This window comes from Microbulbifer mixtoriginis (SeqCode), assembly GCF_052466865.1.
In genome coordinates this window covers 1737978-1753583 of sequence record NZ_CP174293.1, presented here as the reverse complement: position 1 = coordinate 1753583, position 15606 = coordinate 1737978, and the positions used below count along the sequence as shown (strand labels likewise).

Annotated in this window: 23 protein-coding genes; all 23 read right to left on the bottom strand. The window is 43.4% G+C overall.

The window, feature by feature from the left end; translation table 11 throughout:
• Positions 1 to 13: 13 nt before the first annotated feature.
• The 23 genes from ACJJJA_RS08020 to ACJJJA_RS07910 all read right to left on the bottom strand — a co-directional run bounded on the left by ACJJJA_RS08020 (position 14) and on the right by ACJJJA_RS07910 (position 15561).
• Positions 14 to 442 (bottom strand): hypothetical protein, encoded by a 429-nt coding sequence (locus ACJJJA_RS08020; RefSeq protein ID WP_444904266.1) that lies wholly within the window; start codon positions 440 to 442, stop codon positions 14 to 16.
• 136 nt (positions 443 to 578) lie between these two features.
• Positions 579 to 1415, bottom strand: coding sequence for a hypothetical protein (locus tag ACJJJA_RS08015; protein ID WP_444904265.1), 837 nt, complete (start codon positions 1413 to 1415; stop codon positions 579 to 581).
• A gap of 288 nt (positions 1416 to 1703) precedes the next feature.
• Positions 1704 to 2354 carry a signal peptidase I gene (gene lepB / locus ACJJJA_RS08010; protein WP_444904264.1) on the bottom strand — a complete coding sequence of 217 codons (651 nt, stop codon included), beginning with the start codon at positions 2352 to 2354 and terminating at the stop codon, positions 1704 to 1706.
• Between the two features lie 123 nt (positions 2355 to 2477).
• Positions 2478 to 2945: a hypothetical protein gene (locus ACJJJA_RS08005; protein WP_444904263.1), complete on the bottom strand. Its 468-nt coding sequence runs from the start codon at positions 2943 to 2945 to the stop codon at positions 2478 to 2480.
• 500 nt (positions 2946 to 3445) lie between these two features.
• On the bottom strand, positions 3446 to 4288 hold the full coding sequence (locus ACJJJA_RS08000; protein ID WP_444904262.1) for an IS3 family transposase: 843 nt from the start codon (positions 4286 to 4288) through the stop codon (positions 3446 to 3448).
• Entirely contained in the window at positions 4237 to 4638 is a 402-nt protein-coding gene (locus ACJJJA_RS07995; RefSeq protein WP_444904261.1) for a transposase, read from the bottom strand. Before ACJJJA_RS07995 ends, ACJJJA_RS08000 begins: the two co-directional genes overlap by 52 nt.
• A gap of 94 nt (positions 4639 to 4732) precedes the next feature.
• A complete protein-coding gene (locus tag ACJJJA_RS07990; protein WP_444904260.1) occupies positions 4733 to 5128 on the bottom strand; it encodes a hypothetical protein in 396 nt (131 codons plus the stop codon).
• 571 nt (positions 5129 to 5699) lie between these two features.
• Entirely contained in the window at positions 5700 to 6239 is a 540-nt protein-coding gene (locus ACJJJA_RS07985) for a class I SAM-dependent methyltransferase (protein WP_444904259.1), read from the bottom strand.
• A gap of 114 nt (positions 6240 to 6353) precedes the next feature.
• Complete coding sequence (locus ACJJJA_RS07980) at positions 6354 to 6725, bottom strand: hypothetical protein (protein WP_444904258.1); 372 nt, start codon at positions 6723 to 6725, stop codon at positions 6354 to 6356.
• Between the two features lie 85 nt (positions 6726 to 6810).
• Complete coding sequence (locus ACJJJA_RS07975; protein WP_444904257.1) at positions 6811 to 7146, bottom strand: hypothetical protein; 336 nt, start codon at positions 7144 to 7146, stop codon at positions 6811 to 6813.
• A 92-nt stretch (positions 7147 to 7238) separates the two neighbouring features.
• Positions 7239 to 8422 (bottom strand): IS3 family transposase gene (locus ACJJJA_RS07970; protein WP_444902689.1). Its coding sequence is split into 2 segments (ribosomal slippage): positions 7239 to 8140 and positions 8140 to 8422, totalling 1185 coding nucleotides; the frame shifts between segments, so codons are not numbered across the junction.
• A gap of 72 nt (positions 8423 to 8494) precedes the next feature.
• On the bottom strand, positions 8495 to 8938 hold the full coding sequence (locus tag ACJJJA_RS07965) for a hypothetical protein (RefSeq protein ID WP_444904256.1): 444 nt from the start codon (positions 8936 to 8938) through the stop codon (positions 8495 to 8497).
• 525 nt (positions 8939 to 9463) lie between these two features.
• A complete protein-coding gene (locus ACJJJA_RS07960) occupies positions 9464 to 9826 on the bottom strand; it encodes a hypothetical protein (RefSeq protein WP_444904255.1) in 363 nt (120 codons plus the stop codon).
• A 104-nt stretch (positions 9827 to 9930) separates the two neighbouring features.
• Entirely contained in the window at positions 9931 to 10359 is a 429-nt protein-coding gene (locus tag ACJJJA_RS07955) for a hypothetical protein (protein ID WP_444903084.1), read from the bottom strand.
• Between the two features lie 41 nt (positions 10360 to 10400).
• The gene (locus tag ACJJJA_RS07950) at positions 10401 to 10676 is read right to left on the bottom strand and encodes a hypothetical protein (protein ID WP_444904254.1); all 276 of its coding nucleotides are present in this window, start codon (positions 10674 to 10676) and stop codon (positions 10401 to 10403) included.
• Between the two features lie 108 nt (positions 10677 to 10784).
• Complete coding sequence (locus ACJJJA_RS07945) at positions 10785 to 11183, bottom strand: hypothetical protein (RefSeq protein ID WP_444904253.1); 399 nt, start codon at positions 11181 to 11183, stop codon at positions 10785 to 10787.
• 184 nt (positions 11184 to 11367) lie between these two features.
• Complete coding sequence (locus ACJJJA_RS07940) at positions 11368 to 11586, bottom strand: hypothetical protein (protein WP_444904252.1); 219 nt, start codon at positions 11584 to 11586, stop codon at positions 11368 to 11370.
• 547 nt (positions 11587 to 12133) lie between these two features.
• Positions 12134 to 12409 (bottom strand): hypothetical protein, encoded by a 276-nt coding sequence (locus tag ACJJJA_RS07935; protein ID WP_444904251.1) that lies wholly within the window; start codon positions 12407 to 12409, stop codon positions 12134 to 12136.
• 73 nt (positions 12410 to 12482) lie between these two features.
• Positions 12483 to 12842 carry a netrin-like domain-containing protein gene (locus tag ACJJJA_RS07930; protein WP_444904250.1) on the bottom strand — a complete coding sequence of 120 codons (360 nt, stop codon included), beginning with the start codon at positions 12840 to 12842 and terminating at the stop codon, positions 12483 to 12485.
• Between the two features lie 510 nt (positions 12843 to 13352).
• Complete coding sequence (locus ACJJJA_RS07925; RefSeq protein ID WP_444904249.1) at positions 13353 to 13637, bottom strand: hypothetical protein; 285 nt, start codon at positions 13635 to 13637, stop codon at positions 13353 to 13355.
• A 73-nt stretch (positions 13638 to 13710) separates the two neighbouring features.
• A complete protein-coding gene (locus tag ACJJJA_RS07920; protein ID WP_444904248.1) occupies positions 13711 to 14109 on the bottom strand; it encodes a hypothetical protein in 399 nt (132 codons plus the stop codon).
• A 573-nt stretch (positions 14110 to 14682) separates the two neighbouring features.
• Complete coding sequence (locus ACJJJA_RS07915) at positions 14683 to 15063, bottom strand: hypothetical protein (protein ID WP_444904247.1); 381 nt, start codon at positions 15061 to 15063, stop codon at positions 14683 to 14685.
• Between the two features lie 105 nt (positions 15064 to 15168).
• Positions 15169 to 15561, bottom strand: a complete 393-nt coding sequence (locus tag ACJJJA_RS07910) for a hypothetical protein (protein ID WP_444889686.1) — start codon at positions 15559 to 15561, stop codon at positions 15169 to 15171.
• Between the last annotated feature and the right edge of the window lie 45 nt (positions 15562 to 15606).

Here is a 15606-nt window from a genome sequence, read left to right as displayed (position 1 = left end):
CTTGTTATATGGCTCAATGCTCTGCAACCCCAAATTGAGACAACATATTGGAAGGCAACGAAAACTTAACCTGGTCATTGTGCGTGGTTAGCTGCGTTTCACCCTCGAAAAGAGTTAGCGAAACTGAATATGTTTGGTTGTTTTTAACGCCAGGTATTACTGGTGACTGCAACTGAAGCTCTAATGTGCCAGGCTCAATGGCTCCCTCAGCATAAACCGGTCTGCCATTTGGGATAGTGCTTTCGAAAACCGCTTTATAGGAAGTGGCAGATTCACTGGGCTTGAGCAGGGTATATATCATTGCGTACTTGACGCCTGCATTGCGTTCCATAAGAAAGCCGCCGCCTTCTGTTTTGACATATTCTGATACAGATGGTGCTGGCATATTGGAACCGCACGCCGACAAAACCAATACAAATAGTGAAGTTAGAAATATTCTCATTCGTTCTCCAATGGTGGTTTGGCCATATAACGCTGCTATCACTGGACAGCTGGCTGTAGTTGTAATTTATGTTAACGAAGCGGTAGCGTAGTGCATAAATTACAGCAAAAGACTGCTGTTCCGGTGCATAGCTTTGTTAAATGCTTTTCTTCTGCAGTTCAGCTAAATACAATTCAAACTGCTCTTCTGGTGCCGTACCATACACTTTCTTAAATGCTTTACCAAAACTGGAACCAGACTCCAACTCTCTAATTAAAGCCTTACCACCCTTTGGGTGTAAATACTCATAAAACATTGACGCCTGGCGATAGTCCATGTGCTGCTGATACCACGCATCAGTTGATGCTTGATAGCTTAACGGCCACCTGGTTTTGTAAAATTCTCCGTGATCTCTAGTTAAAATAAACTTTCCCGACAACATCAAATCGGCGGCCTCTGTCTCTGGAACTTTACTAGCACCGCCACCATTAGAAGCATATGTAGCTAAACCGTCATGGTACCACTGCGGGATTCGCAATGCGCCAACAGTTGATATTTGTTGAAACAGATGCAGATGTGAGAGTTCGTGGATAAGCCATTTAGGGAAGTCTTTTTGCTTAAAAACATAAGGGGCCAAAAACAACCCCTTATCAGTAACTGCAGCAAGAACACCTTTAAGTCCAGTGTATCTAGTAAAACATTTCGGACTGTTGCATATATGGATGCGAACTAGACCCGTGAAAGCTTTACCGTGAACAAGCTCAATAGAATTTATACTTTTATCTAATACTTGGCTTGTAATAGCTGCTTCTTCTTGCATTCCATCCTTGTAAAGAATTCGAGTATCTTCTTTATATGATATGAAATCTGTCGCAACTGGAGATTCACCTTTTGATACATAAGAGTCTGTGGAATAGACGAAAAGTATCCCAAGACTAATTATGACGGGAAGTATCAATAAGCTGGCTATGACAAAAGGGGATCGAATTTTCATTTGCTTCCCTGAGCTAGATATATTTAACGCCCACAGCAACAGGCGAGCGTCAGCGAGTCCGCTTGCCTGTGTTTGTTATGTGATAGACATTCACGCTGGTGCATTAGTCTTTGGCTTGGAGAAAAACACAAATGGAATAGCCAAAGGCCCAAACAGGCAGCCCATTACCACCCAAAATGGAACATTAGCTTTTCTCTTTTTAGCTACGGAGTAACAAACTCCGGCACATATTATAAAAAATATGAGTACTGCATATATGGGGCTCATGGTTACAACTTCCTCTTAAAATCATAGGGTATGGAAAAAACGGTTCTTACGCGGAATATAGAAATTGTCGTAATTGAACGATAATACAACGCTTCTGGATCGACCAACTATCTCATGTCTTGGAACAAAACCAATGACTCTGGAATCAGCACTGTTATCCCTATTATCTCCAAGTGCTAAATAATAACCGATAGGAACTTCAACTGACTGAAAATTAGACAACGGAGAGCCGCGCTTACCGATACGGACAAGATACTCCACGCCTAACAAGTTTTCCTGTTTGTCTACCGTTGAAGCTGTGGAGGCAACTTCTTTATATGCAAGAGGCTCTCCATTTATGAATAAGGCATTGTCTCTCAAAGCAACAATATCACCAGGAACACCGACGACACGCTTAACTAGCCTTTTTTCCGACGCCTTTGAATCAAAAATAATAATATCTCCCCTGACAGGGTCAGAAAGCTTTAATAAGGAAATATTGGTGAAAGGTATTCGAACATCATAGGCTAGTTTATTAACGAGAATTCGATCACCTTCTACGATCGTTGGTTTCATTGAGCCAGTTGGAACCTCATTCCAATCGGCTACAGCACTGCGAAAAACACACATTAGGGCAATGAAGAGTAGAAATGGTTTATTCTCCCTCCATGATTTTAGAACCCAACTTTTCATAGAATTACTCCTGAATTGAGCTTTGGTTTCACATAACGCTGAGCTAACCGGCAGCCAGTGCGAAGCACGCTCTTGGCTGTCCGACGGAGGCCGCTTGCGGCCGGATTGTAGTTGAGCGTTTTGTTATGTGTGTTCATAGTGCTTTAGTGCCTTACATTCACTGGCGGCTGAGGGCCACAGAATGATTTTATATAAATCATCTGCATCTTCCCACTCTTCGATTATTGAATCGAGGCCCTTCGCGAGTGAAATAGCCGAATATTTACCGGACGCTACTTCGATTCTTGCTGCATCAGGTAGATAATCGCTGCAGCCAAAAACAGCGCACTGCCCCGATGTTACTGTGAAATAACCTATAGAAGCATGATCCCATTCTTCGAGGCTAATTTCAGGCTGGCTATCGTGAATCTCAACCTCTAGAGGAACATCAACGTTTCTGAACGTGCTGATAGCGAGAGTGTTTGCCAGGATGCCAAGCTTTATATTTAATGCTTGCTCTGTCCAGATATCTGAAGTGTCTTCGTCGGCCTCAACATCCATCAGATATATCTGAAAGTAGTCGGCGAAAATTTCAAATTTATAGTTCTTCATCGGTGCATCCGTAACACATAACGTTGAGGTAATGGGCAGCATTGCTGCGAAGCGGCGCTTAATGCTGTCCAGCCGCAGGCGCCATTGACCGTTTTGTTATGTGTTGTTTGTTTAGAACGCAAAACTTAACCCGCATAATTTGATTAGTAAATAAATGCATGCTAAACCAGCCCGCTGAAAAGAGTGCTGCCCCTTAAGTAGTATTTCACCGCTATACGGGACTCTCATTGGGTGGCCAGTAATCATAGGAATAAGCTGGGAAAATCCGAAGAGATAAAGGAGGATAGAATACCCTGTATCGCCACTAATCTCTGTACCTGCCACCCCTGCGCATGCCATGTAGAGAAGGGAGGCTAAAAATAAATAGATGGCGTATTTGGTCATTGTACCTATTTCAAATGGACTTTGAGTCATGCCTACACATAACGCCTTTATAACCGGCAGCCGAGCCGTAGGCTTGAAGCCTCCCCCCTTAAAGTAGACGCCACCTTATATTCATCTTATGCGGCCATTCTTTCATATTCATCTGGGCTTTTGAACCCAAGTGAACCATGTCTTCTTTTAAAGTTATAGTACCTATCAAGATACCAAGATAAGTTGGTTCTTAGCTCCTCAACGGATTCAAAATTAAATCCTTTGAAACTCTCAGTTTTCAGTGTTTGAAAAAATGATTCTACATACACATTATCATTCATAAATCCTGGACGATTCATGCTCGGCTCAATACCCAGTTCCTTGAGTCGGTTTTGGTATGCATAAGCACCGTACTCAGAACCTCTGTCGCTGTGAAATATTAGATCTGATTCTATATTTCTGCAACGGACAGCTTTATTTAGCGCTGACAGTGTTAGCTCAACAGTTCGAGTGTCCGACAGCTCCCAACCCAACACTTTCCGGGAGTAAAGATCAATAATCACAGCTAAATATTGCCATTGCCCATTGATCTTCAGATAGGTTACATCACCAGCCCATTGAGAGTCTGGTTTAATCGGCATACCATGCTCTCTTTGTAAATTTTCAACCTTAATGCAAGGATTTCCAGGCAAAGGGCGTCGACGATAGATCCTTCCAGCTTTCCCCACGATTCCAGCCTCTCTCATAAGGCGTTCAACGCGCTTGTGATTTATTCGTTCACCATTAGCTTTCAGCTCTGCGCTAATTCTTGGACTTCCATAATTACCATCATGCTGCGCATAGATAGCTTCGATACACCCAAGAATTCGTCTATTTTCTATGTCTCGAGTGCTCTCATCACGGTTGAGCCACTTATAAAACCCTTGGGGTGAAACATTCAAGTATCTACATAAGTACCTGACACCAAAGTCTGATCGATTAAGAGCCATGAACGAGAATCTTTCAGCTTTGGATCTTTCAGGTACATTTCCCACTTTTTTAGGAAATCATTCTCCTTTTGCAATTTCTCAACCTGCTTTTTTAGACGTCTTATCTCTTTATCATCGGTTTGAGACTGAGTTTTCGTTGTCTTTGTCATATTTATTCTACGACTGGGCTTCTCGACCAGCTTGCCTTCTCTACTTTTCTGTCGCCATCTATACACCATTACTGGATGCAAACCAATAATGTTGGCGATAGTAGTCGTATCTACTTTCAGTTGATTAGTGAGAGCTACCACTCTAACTTTGAACTCTGTTGAATATTCAACAACCCGCTCTCCACTCAGTATTTTCGGCATTTTTTCCTATCCTATTTAAAAGATAGGCGTCTACTCAATGAGGGAAGGTTTCCTTGGCTGTCCAGCCACGTAGTGGCGATGGTTGATAAACTTGTTACAAGGCATTGATGTGGCACTCGACTATATAAATGGTATTGGTGTAAGTAACACTAAAGGTTACAACACTAACAATGCTCTTGTTAATTTGTATACCAATGATTTCCTGTTGATTGATGTCAAACTTTTCTAGCGGCGTTTTTGCGATATTGTCTATGCCATTAGAGAGAATCGCTTCACTATACTGATACTCCCCACCATCAATTTTTGCTGGAAGAGTTAGCTCTAAAACAGCGTAGCCTTTAACATCTTCGACAGCTGCATTGAAACCGATGGTGTTATTTTGGGTAATCCGCACCTCATTTCTAGCTTTTTCTTCGTTAGCTATCACTGTTCTCGCGCTAGAGTAGCTAGCAATGTAAATGAGAAAGATGAAAATAAGTGTAGTGCGCATATTTATTCCTTGTAACGCCGCGATAACGGACCGGAACAAGCTTAGCTTGTTGAGGTCCGGCAGCTTTCGTAGCAAGTGGCGTAGTTAATTGCCTTGTTATGTTTCATTTACGATAAAACCAACGAGCTTGCAAAGGCAAATGACAATAGAAATACGACCGACCCTAACCCAACAGATAATAGGGCAACACCCCTCGGCGAGTAAAACAAACCAATGCCCCCAAAGAGAATGGCCACTGAAGCAGGAAGCATACCGAAACATACGACCACTTCATAAAACCTGGAGGGTGCGAAAGAACTAGCCAACCCATATGCAGCTATCCTGCTAGCCCAAAAGATTACCGAGACGAAAACGATAACGGACCAAGCCACTAAAGACAAAAGCCCGAAAAGAGCAATCTTATTCTTAGGCTTCTCCCTACCCAATTTTTACTCCTATGAAACATAACGCCCGCAACAGGGGCAACCAATGCTGTGCACCTTTTGTGAAAAACTAGGAGCGCAGCGATCTGCACAAAATATGCATAGCGTTGGGTGTCCCGCGGAGGGCCGGAGCAACCTGCTTGCGTTTGTTATGCACGGGTAGCCCTAAACTCCAAAATAGTTTTCGGCATGTTATAGCGATCTATAGTCTTTTCCACAATGAACGAGATATCCCATTTCTTGTTGAAGAGCCTACTTAAGCCAGCTTTGTCGAAGAAACGCTTAGCTTGATTATTTACAATGAAGAGGTTCGATTCAACTTCAGGGTAACCAGTTGCTCCGTAGTTGGTATCATTTTTCGAATTTACTCGGCCTATTAACATACCACCAGGCGTTAATACCCTGTAAAGTTCGGATATTATCTCTTCAGTTTTATTCCAATCGAAGTAATGTAAGCAAAGACTTGCTACGACCACTTCAAAACTATTCGATTCATATGGCAATGGCTCGCTATGATCTAGCTCTTCAATATCCAACGGATCATTTCGCACCAAGTCAGTCGCTATCAGTTTACTCGCAATAGATCTAAGAATCTGCGTATCTATACCCGTACCTGCACCAAGCTCTAGAACTGACTTCCCCTTTATCTCTTTTACCCAGCTGTCAAGCCACTTGTAATCAGATTTCATATTAGATTCAGTGCATAACGCCGAGCTAACCGGCAGCCAGTGCGAAGTACGCTTTTGGCTGTCCGACGGAGGCCGCTTGCGGCCGGAGTGTAGTTGAGCATTTTGTTATGCATTTTACTCTGCTACCTGCACCATATCTTTGATTTCAGACTCAACCTCTGTGGCGTAACCGTACTGCCAAGCTGGAAACGGTGCCATGAAAAGAGCTACCCAGCCTTGCATTGATGTAACTTTAACCTGGCCAAGCACTTGAGGACCAGATGAAACGTTGTATGTGTTAATGCAATGAGTTGGGATAATGCCTAGTGTGAGGACGTACAAAATTGGCTCAAAGCAATGATTGCCCTCTGGCCACTCATTTACTTTCGCTACCCTGACGGCCTCAGTAGGATTTTCAACCTTACTCAGATTACTTTCGGGGACAACCTTATAAGTTGCACATGCCGATAGTGCTAAGGCCTGTATGATGAGTGCTAATTTATTCATGATGCATAACTCCTGGCGCAACGGCGAAGCACATAGCGCTGAGTCCGGCAGCCAAAGGCTGCGTATTGCCGCCACTTGTTATGTATTATTTGTACCCCCGCATGGTGTACACCTCATTACCACCCAATACAGGTCGTTGTTTATTTACCAGTGCGACACCCCCTTGCTTAATCGGAAAATCATTACTCCAATGAACAAATACCTTTTTTCCGTTTTTCAAGTGAGCCTCGACAAGTAGAGTACCTGAGCCACGTACTGTGTATGTTGTAGCCACACAGCAAACAGTCACTTCCATTTCTTTGGCGTTTTCTTGGAAGAATAGTGGAACCAAAATTAATGAAAATACGGAAAGTACTACACCTACAGCCATTGCAAATGCGCGATCAGCTTTTTTTAATACTTCTTTATTTTTTTCTGACATAGCTCATGGTACATAACGCCCGCATTTGCGGCTGGTTTGGAGCGCAGCGGAAAACCAGTGATCTTGCCCCGATAAAACGGACACACTACTTTTCATACTGCTATTCGCTCATATTCCATTGGTGATTGATAGCCTAGAGCTGAATGCAGCCGCCTACGGTTGTAAAAATCATTAATATATCGAGCCAAAGCATACTTTAGATGGCTCATTGTCTGGAATCTAGTTTCTCTAATCAGTTCAGCTTTTAAGCTATGGAAGAACGACTCCATATGGGCATTATCCGTACATTTACCCGCTCTACTCAAGCTATGCTGGATTCCATATTTTCTCAACTCTTTTTGATACTCGGACCCTCTGTACTCTACACCTCTGTCAGTGTGTAATATTAATCCCGGCTGTGATCCTCTTTTCCTTACAGCATTCATCAGGGTTCTTCGGGTTAATTCTGTTGTTCTTTTCGTATCTAAACTCCAACCGATTACTCGGCGAGAATACAAATCCATCACCACTGACAAGTACTGCCATTGACCATTAACCTTTAGGTAGGTTATGTCAGCAACCCAAACTTGATTCTTGCTTTTAGGCACAGCTCCATCCGGTCTAAGATTCTCCCCAGAGGCTAGGAAACGCTTTATGCCTGGTGCCCTACGTGTCACTCTCGTAACTCTGGCTACGACTCCTAATTCTTGCATCAGCCGGGCTACGCGCTTACGGCTAACTTCATATCCCTTGGTCAGCAGGGCTTTCCAAATTCTTGGACTACCATAGCGCCCTGCAGAGTCATCCGAAATCTTTTGAATCTGAATCTTTAGATCATCATCTTGGTGTTTTCGATGCGATCGTTGCCTCTTCAGCCAATCATAATAACCACTGCGCGATACTCCCAGCCACTGACAAGTTCTTTTGATACCTAGTTCTGATCCGAACCTCTGGATAAATCGATATCTTGCTGATGTTCCTCCGCAAGAAACCGTTGCCACTTTTTTAACAAATCAAGCTCCTGCTTTAATTTACGATTCTCCGCCTCTAAACGCTTTACCCTAGAAAGTTCTTTCTCTGCTTTAGAGACTACACCAGTAAGCTTTCTTCGTTTATCTGCCACAATCTTCCCCTCCTGAAACTCTTTTCGCCATCGTGACAGCATGCAAGGGTGAATGTCGAGAGTTTCGGCCACTTCCTTAACTTGAACACCCTCTATCAAGCTAAGCATTACCGCTTTCACTTTGAATTCGTTTGAATACTGCCAAGTCTTTCTAGGTTTGTTGTATTTCGGCATAAGACCCCTCGTCTGTTTGACTTTGGTGTCCGTTAAAACGGGGCAAGATCACAGTCCGACAGCAGCCGCTTGTTAAGCCGTGACTACCTCGATTGTTGTTTCGTAAGTGAACGGCTCATTTTGAGCCACACCCTCATTCTCAAATTCAACGACAACGGAACCTTTTATGTCATAGCGGCCATCATTTGCTTTAGAAAACACTAGCTCTTTTACATTACACCAATTGTGAGCACAACCGACATAAACCGAGCCTTCTGCTTCTGGGTATGACTCGTGTGATAAATTAGCCCCATCGTGTTCCGCTGCATTCTCTAAGTTTAACTCGTACCAGTCCAAGACTATTTCAGTTGATAGTGGCTGCTCCTCGTACTCAAAACCTGAATCAAAAGGTTCTAGAGGTATTGTTATACGATGAAATAATGTTTTCTGTAACCCGATACTCTCGTTCTCAAACCAGTAGGCCTCAACCTTACCGTTTTTAGCTTTAGCTTTTCTCTGTAATTCGATTTTATTCATAGCTTCAATTCTGGCTTGGCTTAACGCCCACAACAGGGGCGACCAATGCTATGCACATTTTGTGCGAAACTGGGAGCGCAGCGACCCGCACAAAATGTGCATAGCGTTGGGCGTCCCGCGGAGGCCCGAAGGGCCGTAGCATACTGCTTGCATTTGTTATGTTGTTTACGGAGCTATGGGGCGATAGCACAATCTGCCTCTTTGCCTTCATAACGCCACCCAACAATTACCCGAGAGGATGGTTCATACTCATAAAAGTATCTACAGCTGGCTCGAAATTTGTACTCATTTTCAATGTTCCCTCCGGGCAGCTCTACAGCTCTAACAAATCGGTCTTTTCTAGCCCAGTTGTGAGGATCGTCAATGCTTTCTCCAACCGCGCTACTCATATGAGATTGGAAGTTTTCATGTAAGTCGAGCGCACATGCTGTGGCCAATAATATCGAAAGACTTAAAAGTAAAAATCGCATTGAAATTGCTACTCTTCACATAATGGCAACATAACGCCGCAGCTGCATTGCCTGGTTAAGTGCCCCTAACGTACTCAACTACAAGGAAAATTCCACCAACCATTAAGCTAACCGCCGAGGCTAGCAGGAGCGGTGCAAACGGAACCCCAATGTATACACCAACTACTATTGCCGCAATACCAAGTAATGCTGAATAAACTGATAGTGCATTAATCTTTGGATACCGGATTGATGCAACAATAGCTGTAACCACGCAAAATAAACCAATGAGAGAAAGTAAAGATATGAAAAACGATCCAAAATCTCTAAACATTCCGTGGAAAAATATAGAGATTCCTAGAAAGCACATACCGGCCCAAAGAGAACCGGATGGAACAATCAGGAGCAATAAAAGTAATTTTTTCAATTTAATGCTCATAATTTCGACAACACTTAACGTCTCAAACACCGGAATGGTGAAGTTGGCGGCTTTTTTGGAACAAAAAAGGTGACAGCTTTACCATGTCCGCGTGCTTTGATTTGTTAACAGTTGCCAAGCTGAACCTCCCCCGAGCTAAGAACACCAACAATAAACCCATGGTAAGGATCTTGTGCATTCTCAGTTATTGCCCATTGCCAATCTACAACATCGGTATCAGTTGTAAATTTTAATTTTACTCCATTCTCCAGCCCCAACTCTAAACTTGAATCAGAATGTATGAAAACAGAAGTTATCTTTTTACGAAGAGACGCTGTAATTATTGTGCCTTTAGCAATATCATCTTTGTCTATAGCTTCATTAGTTGGATGATACGCAGAAATCATCTCGTTAAGAGCACCCTCATCAGGACAAACAACATTATGTGATATAAGCCAGAAACGACCAAAATAGAGGTCGAATGTATCTCCAAGACTAACTCGAGAATAAAAATTCCCAAGTAGTTTTTCTTCTAAAACCTCTACTATGCTCATAATTCCATTAAGACTGTTAACGCCCAAAGCAGCGGGCGGCGTTAGCCGTCCGACTGCCTTTGCTTGTTAGAACTTGATTCTGCCTCGGATTTAGATGCAGCCTCTTGCTCTAATTTATTTACTGACTCTGCAATACCTTTTAAAAGAGTAACCCACTCAATAAACTCTTTTCTTTTTTCTCTGCTTTCCTGCCCTGATGCAATTTTTGCTGTTTGATACGTGAAGTAAGTGGATAAGCAAGCTGTGACAGCAATAATGGCAGTCAGCGCTAAAGGCAATATCTCTAGAGTTATTATCTTTCTTCTTTCATTGCTCATAGCTAATTCCGTATTGAGCTCTAACGCCCACAGCAGGGGCGGCCGAAGCGTAGCGTTGGCCGTCCCGCACAGGCCCGAAGGGCCGGAGCAATCTGCTGCCTGTGTTTGTTAAGCATTTTTCCCCTCCGACAGCTTAAATACAACGCTTGTCACCAAAGCCATTAACGATGTTAACAGAGTAAAAGACAAGAGCACTATTGGTGCCACGATAACATGCATTTGTGCGGCTGATGTGCCTGAGTTTTCAGCGCGACCGTTCAAGGCGTAGTAAGCATATGCAACCAGGCTTAAGACCACAGCAAGGACGGCCGAAAATTTGAATGGTAGATCGGGCAAGCCTGATAATTTAGAAACACCTTGCAGGATCAGAGTAGCCAATATTGGCGTAGCTACAGCGCCAAGGTTTGCTACGCAAAAGCCCAAAAAACTGAAATAACCTTCTTCGTACCAGTTGTAAGCCGACAGCAAAAAAGTAAATGCTATGAGAATCCAAAGATATTTAATCATGCTTATGCTTAACGCCCCGCTAAAGGGCCGTAGTGGAGGCGAACTTTTTGGGGTAGTGTAGCGTAACCCCCAAAACGAGCGCCGAAACGGAGGTCCAAGCCGCAACGCGGCTGAACTTTGAGCGGTTTGTTATGTGCTCGTTGATAATCATTTATTGTGCCCGCTACCAACATCACAACTGATCTTAACGCACTATAAGCTTTTCTACTTCATCAGTTTCTACACATAAGAGTTCCGCGACATCTTTTACTATCTCCGGAATTAACAAAGCCAAAGGAGGATATTCTTTGAGAATATTGACAAGATTAACTTCGCTTTCCTCACGTATTTCAGACCAGAACCACCTAAAGAGATAATTTCTCTGCTCAAATTCTGATAAGTCTGCCCATTTAAATCCACTCATCTTTTTGCCGTACTCACATAACGCCTCAATAACCGGCAGCTGTAACGAAGCGAAGTGTAGTGTAAGCTGTCCGGCGCCGAAGGCGCGAAGTTGATTGATTTGTTAACTTTTGACACTAGCTACATGCTCATATGATTTTGAAATTGCGCCGGCAACCATGCCTGAAATGGCTGGGCACAACTTTACATAGTGATTGGCCATCTCTATAAACTCTAATTCTGGCCATTCATGCCGCTTAGTGCGCTCAACTTGAATCTTTGACGTCACACGGTGCTGAATCTCATTAAGCCACTTTAGCTGATCTAATTTCTCAGAATCCGAGGTGTCATCGTTTGACCAAACTAGCCTAGCGGATACGGTCAGATTGTGTGCAAGTGACTCGTAGAAGTACACCTTCCACTCCTTTGATAGTGAACCAACTAATTCTGGAAATTCACTCGCTTTGATCTCGATGCTCCTGGAAAGTTAACGCTCAGCACACGGGCGGCCGAAGCATAGCGTAGGCCGTCCAGCCCGCTTTTTTTACGGGCGATCGTGCTGCTGTTTGTTATGTATTTTGTGCATTATAAAATTGTCCCGTGGCAAACAAGCCTGCTGCAACTAATACGACAAGGCCAGTGACACTGCACCAAAAACCATGATTATTGCCGCTATTACCTTCTAGATAGATAACTTGTTTTGGTGAAGGGTAACGACCGAGCGTGACAAGCTTACAGATAGGCCAGCCAGTCCAGTAGCAGATGGTGCCGAAGAATATTTCCGCCAAGATATATCCTATACCCCGGAAAAACCCCTTCCCAATCTCTCCAATTAACTCATCCATAACTACATCCTTTGCTCATACATAACGCCGGCCACAGCGGCCGCAGAGCCTGGCACGTAATTGCGAATGCAATTTAAGTGACAGGTTTTGCGGTCCGTTGCTGGCCCTTGTTCAATTCTTTATCTCGTAACTGTTCCAGAATTAGTTTTCCTTTATCTGTCCAGTCATAAATCATTTGGCTACCTCCACACCTGGAGATAAGCCTATGTTCTCTGATGTAAAAAATATACTTTGCTCCAGTTCTTACTCCTAGAGCACAGTTATGAAGACCTTCATATACATGGCCAGTTTCAGAATCGTCACCTTTGAATTGCTCAATGACTTGATACTTGATCCTAACCCGTTCTTGATCCCTTTCAGGGTCGTTTTCCAAAGAGGTTCCGACAATCTTCACATGAGCCACTTCTATAGAATCGGAGTACCACTTATCCATATCTCCTGGAGCGCACTTACAAGCGAACGTGTAACTAGATACGAATAGCAGAAATATTGATATCAAATACTTCACGATCTTCCTTATAGAATTGAACGCCCGGCTAAGCGGCGAGTCTGGCAGGCGCAGCCTGCATACTTGAGCCGCTTGTTATGATTTTGGGCCATCAGTAGGCTTCTTCTTCGATTTTTTACAGAAATACAACACCGCACTTCTTAGTACTACGTAGAAGCAAATAACTGATCCAATGAAGCACGGGACAAAGAGCAATAGAATTCCACCTACATACCCCATATAAGCGAAGACTCCAAGCAGAAAACCGATGAAAATTTCGGTTACCACTGACTCCCAATCTACGGAATCATTTAACTCAACCGTCTTAGCCCCGTGGTGCCTTAATCCTATTCTTTGTATCTTTCTAGGCATAAAAAATCATAACGCGCACAGCACGGGTCGAAGCCGCAACGCGGCGAAGGTCCAGCACCGTAGGTGCGATCGTGCCTGTGTTTGTTAAGTTTGGTCACGATCAAGATGCAGATTTGAGATTGCTTCTCTCAACAGCTTATGGGCTGGTGTGCCAGACCAACTACCTAATGCAGAACCTAATATACCCGCTCCAATGGGGACAATTACATTGCCTACAATAAACTTATCCCGATTTCCTAATTCTGGATTACTAATTAGAAAGAATCCAAAGCCAATTATCAGAAAAGAGATTGCAACTCCACTCCACCGATAGAATCTAAGACTTCGCTCAAGTTTTTCAAACTTCTCAATTATTTCTATATTTTTCATTCTTTAAACTTAACGCCTTTAGCACGGGCGCGCTGTAAGCGCGTCCAGCCGAAGGCGATTGTGCCTAAATTTGTTATGTATCTCGTGTTTCATTTGCAAGAACTTTTTTATACCAGGAAGAATACGCACTACCAAATGATGCCCCTGGTTTTAAGAGCTCAGTCGTTTGGATATCGATAGCTATTAAATTGTGAAAAGATGCGATTTCAACAGCGCATGCAATTTCTCTACAAATATCCCCTTTACCGCTCATTCCTGTGTGAATAGACCCTTCTGTGACATATAGTTCACAGGAAATATCACGACTGCTGTTCCTACCTAGTTCATTTTCGAATTTGAAATCTGAGAATAATTTTTTTGCTAATACTTCAAGCTTACTTTTGCCATAATCCTCAATAACTTCTATATCTTCAAGAGTTAAAACTTCATCAGCGGCTTTCTTTGATGGTAAGAAAATATAGTCAATACTCATCTGGTACTCTCTAGATATGCATAACGTTGCCAGCAGGGACAGCCCACGCTGTTTTTGCGCGAAGCGCATAGCGTGGGCTGTCCCGCGGAGGCGCGCAGCGTACTGCCTGGCCTGGTTATGTGCTGCTATGCCCACTACTGTTTCCTACGCGTAACATTGATTCAAAGAGAACTATTAAGAACGCTCCACTTACGACGGGAAAGATAATACCAGAAACGAGCATAACCAAGGCTACGCGCTTACTCCCAGCTTTGTATCGCCTGTAGCCTTCAATGAAGGGGTACAGAAAGAACCCTGCTAGAACTCCGTAGATAATTAATGTGGGAACTTTGAATAGGATGCCGTCTCGAAAGCCATCAAGGCCAAACAGATAGATTGCCGGGTAAAGCAAACCAGCGAGCACGAAAACAAAAATCAAATAGAGCCACTTGCTCAAAATATATCTCTCATGTTTGGGGCACATAACGCTAAGCTAACCGGCAGCCAGTGCGAAGTATGCTTTTGGCTGTCCGACGGAGGCCGCTTGCGGCCGGAGTGTAGTTGAGCGCCTTGTTATGTGATTTTGCTCGCATGCTACTCATTGGGCAAAGTATAAGAGTAGAAAGGAGAGCCATCTCGGTTAAATATATCCTCTTGAACTTGGACGCTGACTGGATTTTTGCAGTGCACTCTAGCTGTGCCCTGAGAGCCTGGCTCGCCAAAATTAACTGTGCCAGGAACAATAGAGCAGCTACTTGTGTTCTTGTCACCTCTTAAAATGAGGTTAAGTTGATTCTCATAGTTTGCTGCTCGCGCTTCAGGGCTCATTGATTTAGCCTTATCGTAGTCAAGAATCATCTTGCCAAAAATAAACCTATACTCATTTTCTTCTGGGTTATCCGTTTGCAGCATAGCAATCCGACTGGTACAGCCAGCTACCAACACTAAAAAAACAACTATCAGAATACTCTTCATGTCCCTGGAGTCTCGATCACATAACGCCTGGCGCACAGGCAAAGCGCGCAGTGCTTTGTCCAGCCACACGAAGTGTGGCGATTGTGCCGCCACTTGTTAGCTGTGTTACTCATGGATGAAGTAAACATCTGTTTCTCTTCCTTCATCTACCATTGAAACCTCAATTGAAACCAGAGCTTTTAAAATAGATATGAACTCACCCTCCGATACAATTCGCCCCTGCTTTTTACTATATAAACTTCTTAGTTCTTTCCTTGAAATACTAATTTTATCAATACTCAACAGGTTCTTCTCATTCAGAAGCTCAACTAGCTTTCTAACATTTTCAGGCGGTGCTTCTGACTCTTGTACGTGCCAGATGAACTCTTGAACCTCTTCTGGGTCATCAATTTCGTAAATAACTGCTCCAGAAATACTTGCATCCGTCTCCTTCTGCCATTGAATTTCTTTGGCGCCGAGAGCACCTAGGAATTCTGTAAGAAATTGCTTTCTTCGCATGACTCTCTCGTACAGCTAACGCTGCCAACAGCGGAAGCTTTGCAG

Excerpts from the sequence above, each read along its gene's own strand:
- ACJJJA_RS08000 (WP_444904262.1), bottom strand. The coding sequence starts at position 4,288 with ATGGCTCTTAATCGATCAGACTTTGGTGTCAGGTACTTATGTAGATAC.
- ACJJJA_RS07995 (WP_444904261.1), bottom strand. The coding sequence starts at position 4,638 with ATGCCGAAAATACTGAGTGGAGAGCGGGTTGTTGAATATTCAACAGAG.
- ACJJJA_RS07915 (WP_444904247.1), bottom strand. The coding sequence starts at position 15,063 with ATGAAGAGTATTCTGATAGTTGTTTTTTTAGTGTTGGTAGCTGGCTGT.
- ACJJJA_RS07955 (WP_444903084.1), bottom strand. The coding sequence starts at position 10,359 with ATGAGCATAGTAGAGGTTTTAGAAGAAAAACTACTTGGGAATTTTTAT.
- ACJJJA_RS07980 (WP_444904258.1), bottom strand. The coding sequence starts at position 6,725 with ATGAATAAATTAGCACTCATCATACAGGCCTTAGCACTATCGGCATGT.
- ACJJJA_RS07930 (WP_444904250.1), bottom strand. The coding sequence starts at position 12,842 with ATGGATAAGTGGTACTCCGATTCTATAGAAGTGGCTCATGTGAAGATT.
- ACJJJA_RS08005 (WP_444904263.1), bottom strand. The coding sequence starts at position 2,945 with ATGAAGAACTATAAATTTGAAATTTTCGCCGACTACTTTCAGATATAT.
- ACJJJA_RS07940 (WP_444904252.1), bottom strand. The coding sequence starts at position 11,586 with ATGAGTGGATTTAAATGGGCAGACTTATCAGAATTTGAGCAGAGAAAT.
- ACJJJA_RS07950 (WP_444904254.1), bottom strand. The coding sequence starts at position 10,676 with ATGAGCAATGAAAGAAGAAAGATAATAACTCTAGAGATATTGCCTTTA.
- lepB (WP_444904264.1), bottom strand. The coding sequence starts at position 2,354 with ATGAAAAGTTGGGTTCTAAAATCATGGAGGGAGAATAAACCATTTCTA.
- ACJJJA_RS07975 (WP_444904257.1), bottom strand. The coding sequence starts at position 7,146 with ATGTCAGAAAAAAATAAAGAAGTATTAAAAAAAGCTGATCGCGCATTT.
- ACJJJA_RS07920 (WP_444904248.1), bottom strand. The coding sequence starts at position 14,109 with ATGAGTATTGACTATATTTTCTTACCATCAAAGAAAGCCGCTGATGAA.
- ACJJJA_RS07945 (WP_444904253.1), bottom strand. The coding sequence starts at position 11,183 with ATGATTAAATATCTTTGGATTCTCATAGCATTTACTTTTTTGCTGTCG.
- ACJJJA_RS07985 (WP_444904259.1), bottom strand. The coding sequence starts at position 6,239 with ATGAAATCTGATTACAAGTGGCTTGACAGCTGGGTAAAAGAGATAAAG.
- ACJJJA_RS07910 (WP_444889686.1), bottom strand. The coding sequence starts at position 15,561 with ATGCGAAGAAAGCAATTTCTTACAGAATTCCTAGGTGCTCTCGGCGCC.
- ACJJJA_RS07960 (WP_444904255.1), bottom strand. The coding sequence starts at position 9,826 with ATGAGCATTAAATTGAAAAAATTACTTTTATTGCTCCTGATTGTTCCA.
- ACJJJA_RS07990 (WP_444904260.1), bottom strand. The coding sequence starts at position 5,128 with ATGCGCACTACACTTATTTTCATCTTTCTCATTTACATTGCTAGCTAC.
- ACJJJA_RS07965 (WP_444904256.1), bottom strand. The coding sequence starts at position 8,938 with ATGAATAAAATCGAATTACAGAGAAAAGCTAAAGCTAAAAACGGTAAG.
- ACJJJA_RS07935 (WP_444904251.1), bottom strand. The coding sequence starts at position 12,409 with ATGGATGAGTTAATTGGAGAGATTGGGAAGGGGTTTTTCCGGGGTATA.
- ACJJJA_RS07925 (WP_444904249.1), bottom strand. The coding sequence starts at position 13,637 with ATGAAAAATATAGAAATAATTGAGAAGTTTGAAAAACTTGAGCGAAGT.
- ACJJJA_RS08020 (WP_444904266.1), bottom strand. The coding sequence starts at position 442 with ATGAGAATATTTCTAACTTCACTATTTGTATTGGTTTTGTCGGCGTGC.
- ACJJJA_RS08015 (WP_444904265.1), bottom strand. The coding sequence starts at position 1,415 with ATGAAAATTCGATCCCCTTTTGTCATAGCCAGCTTATTGATACTTCCC.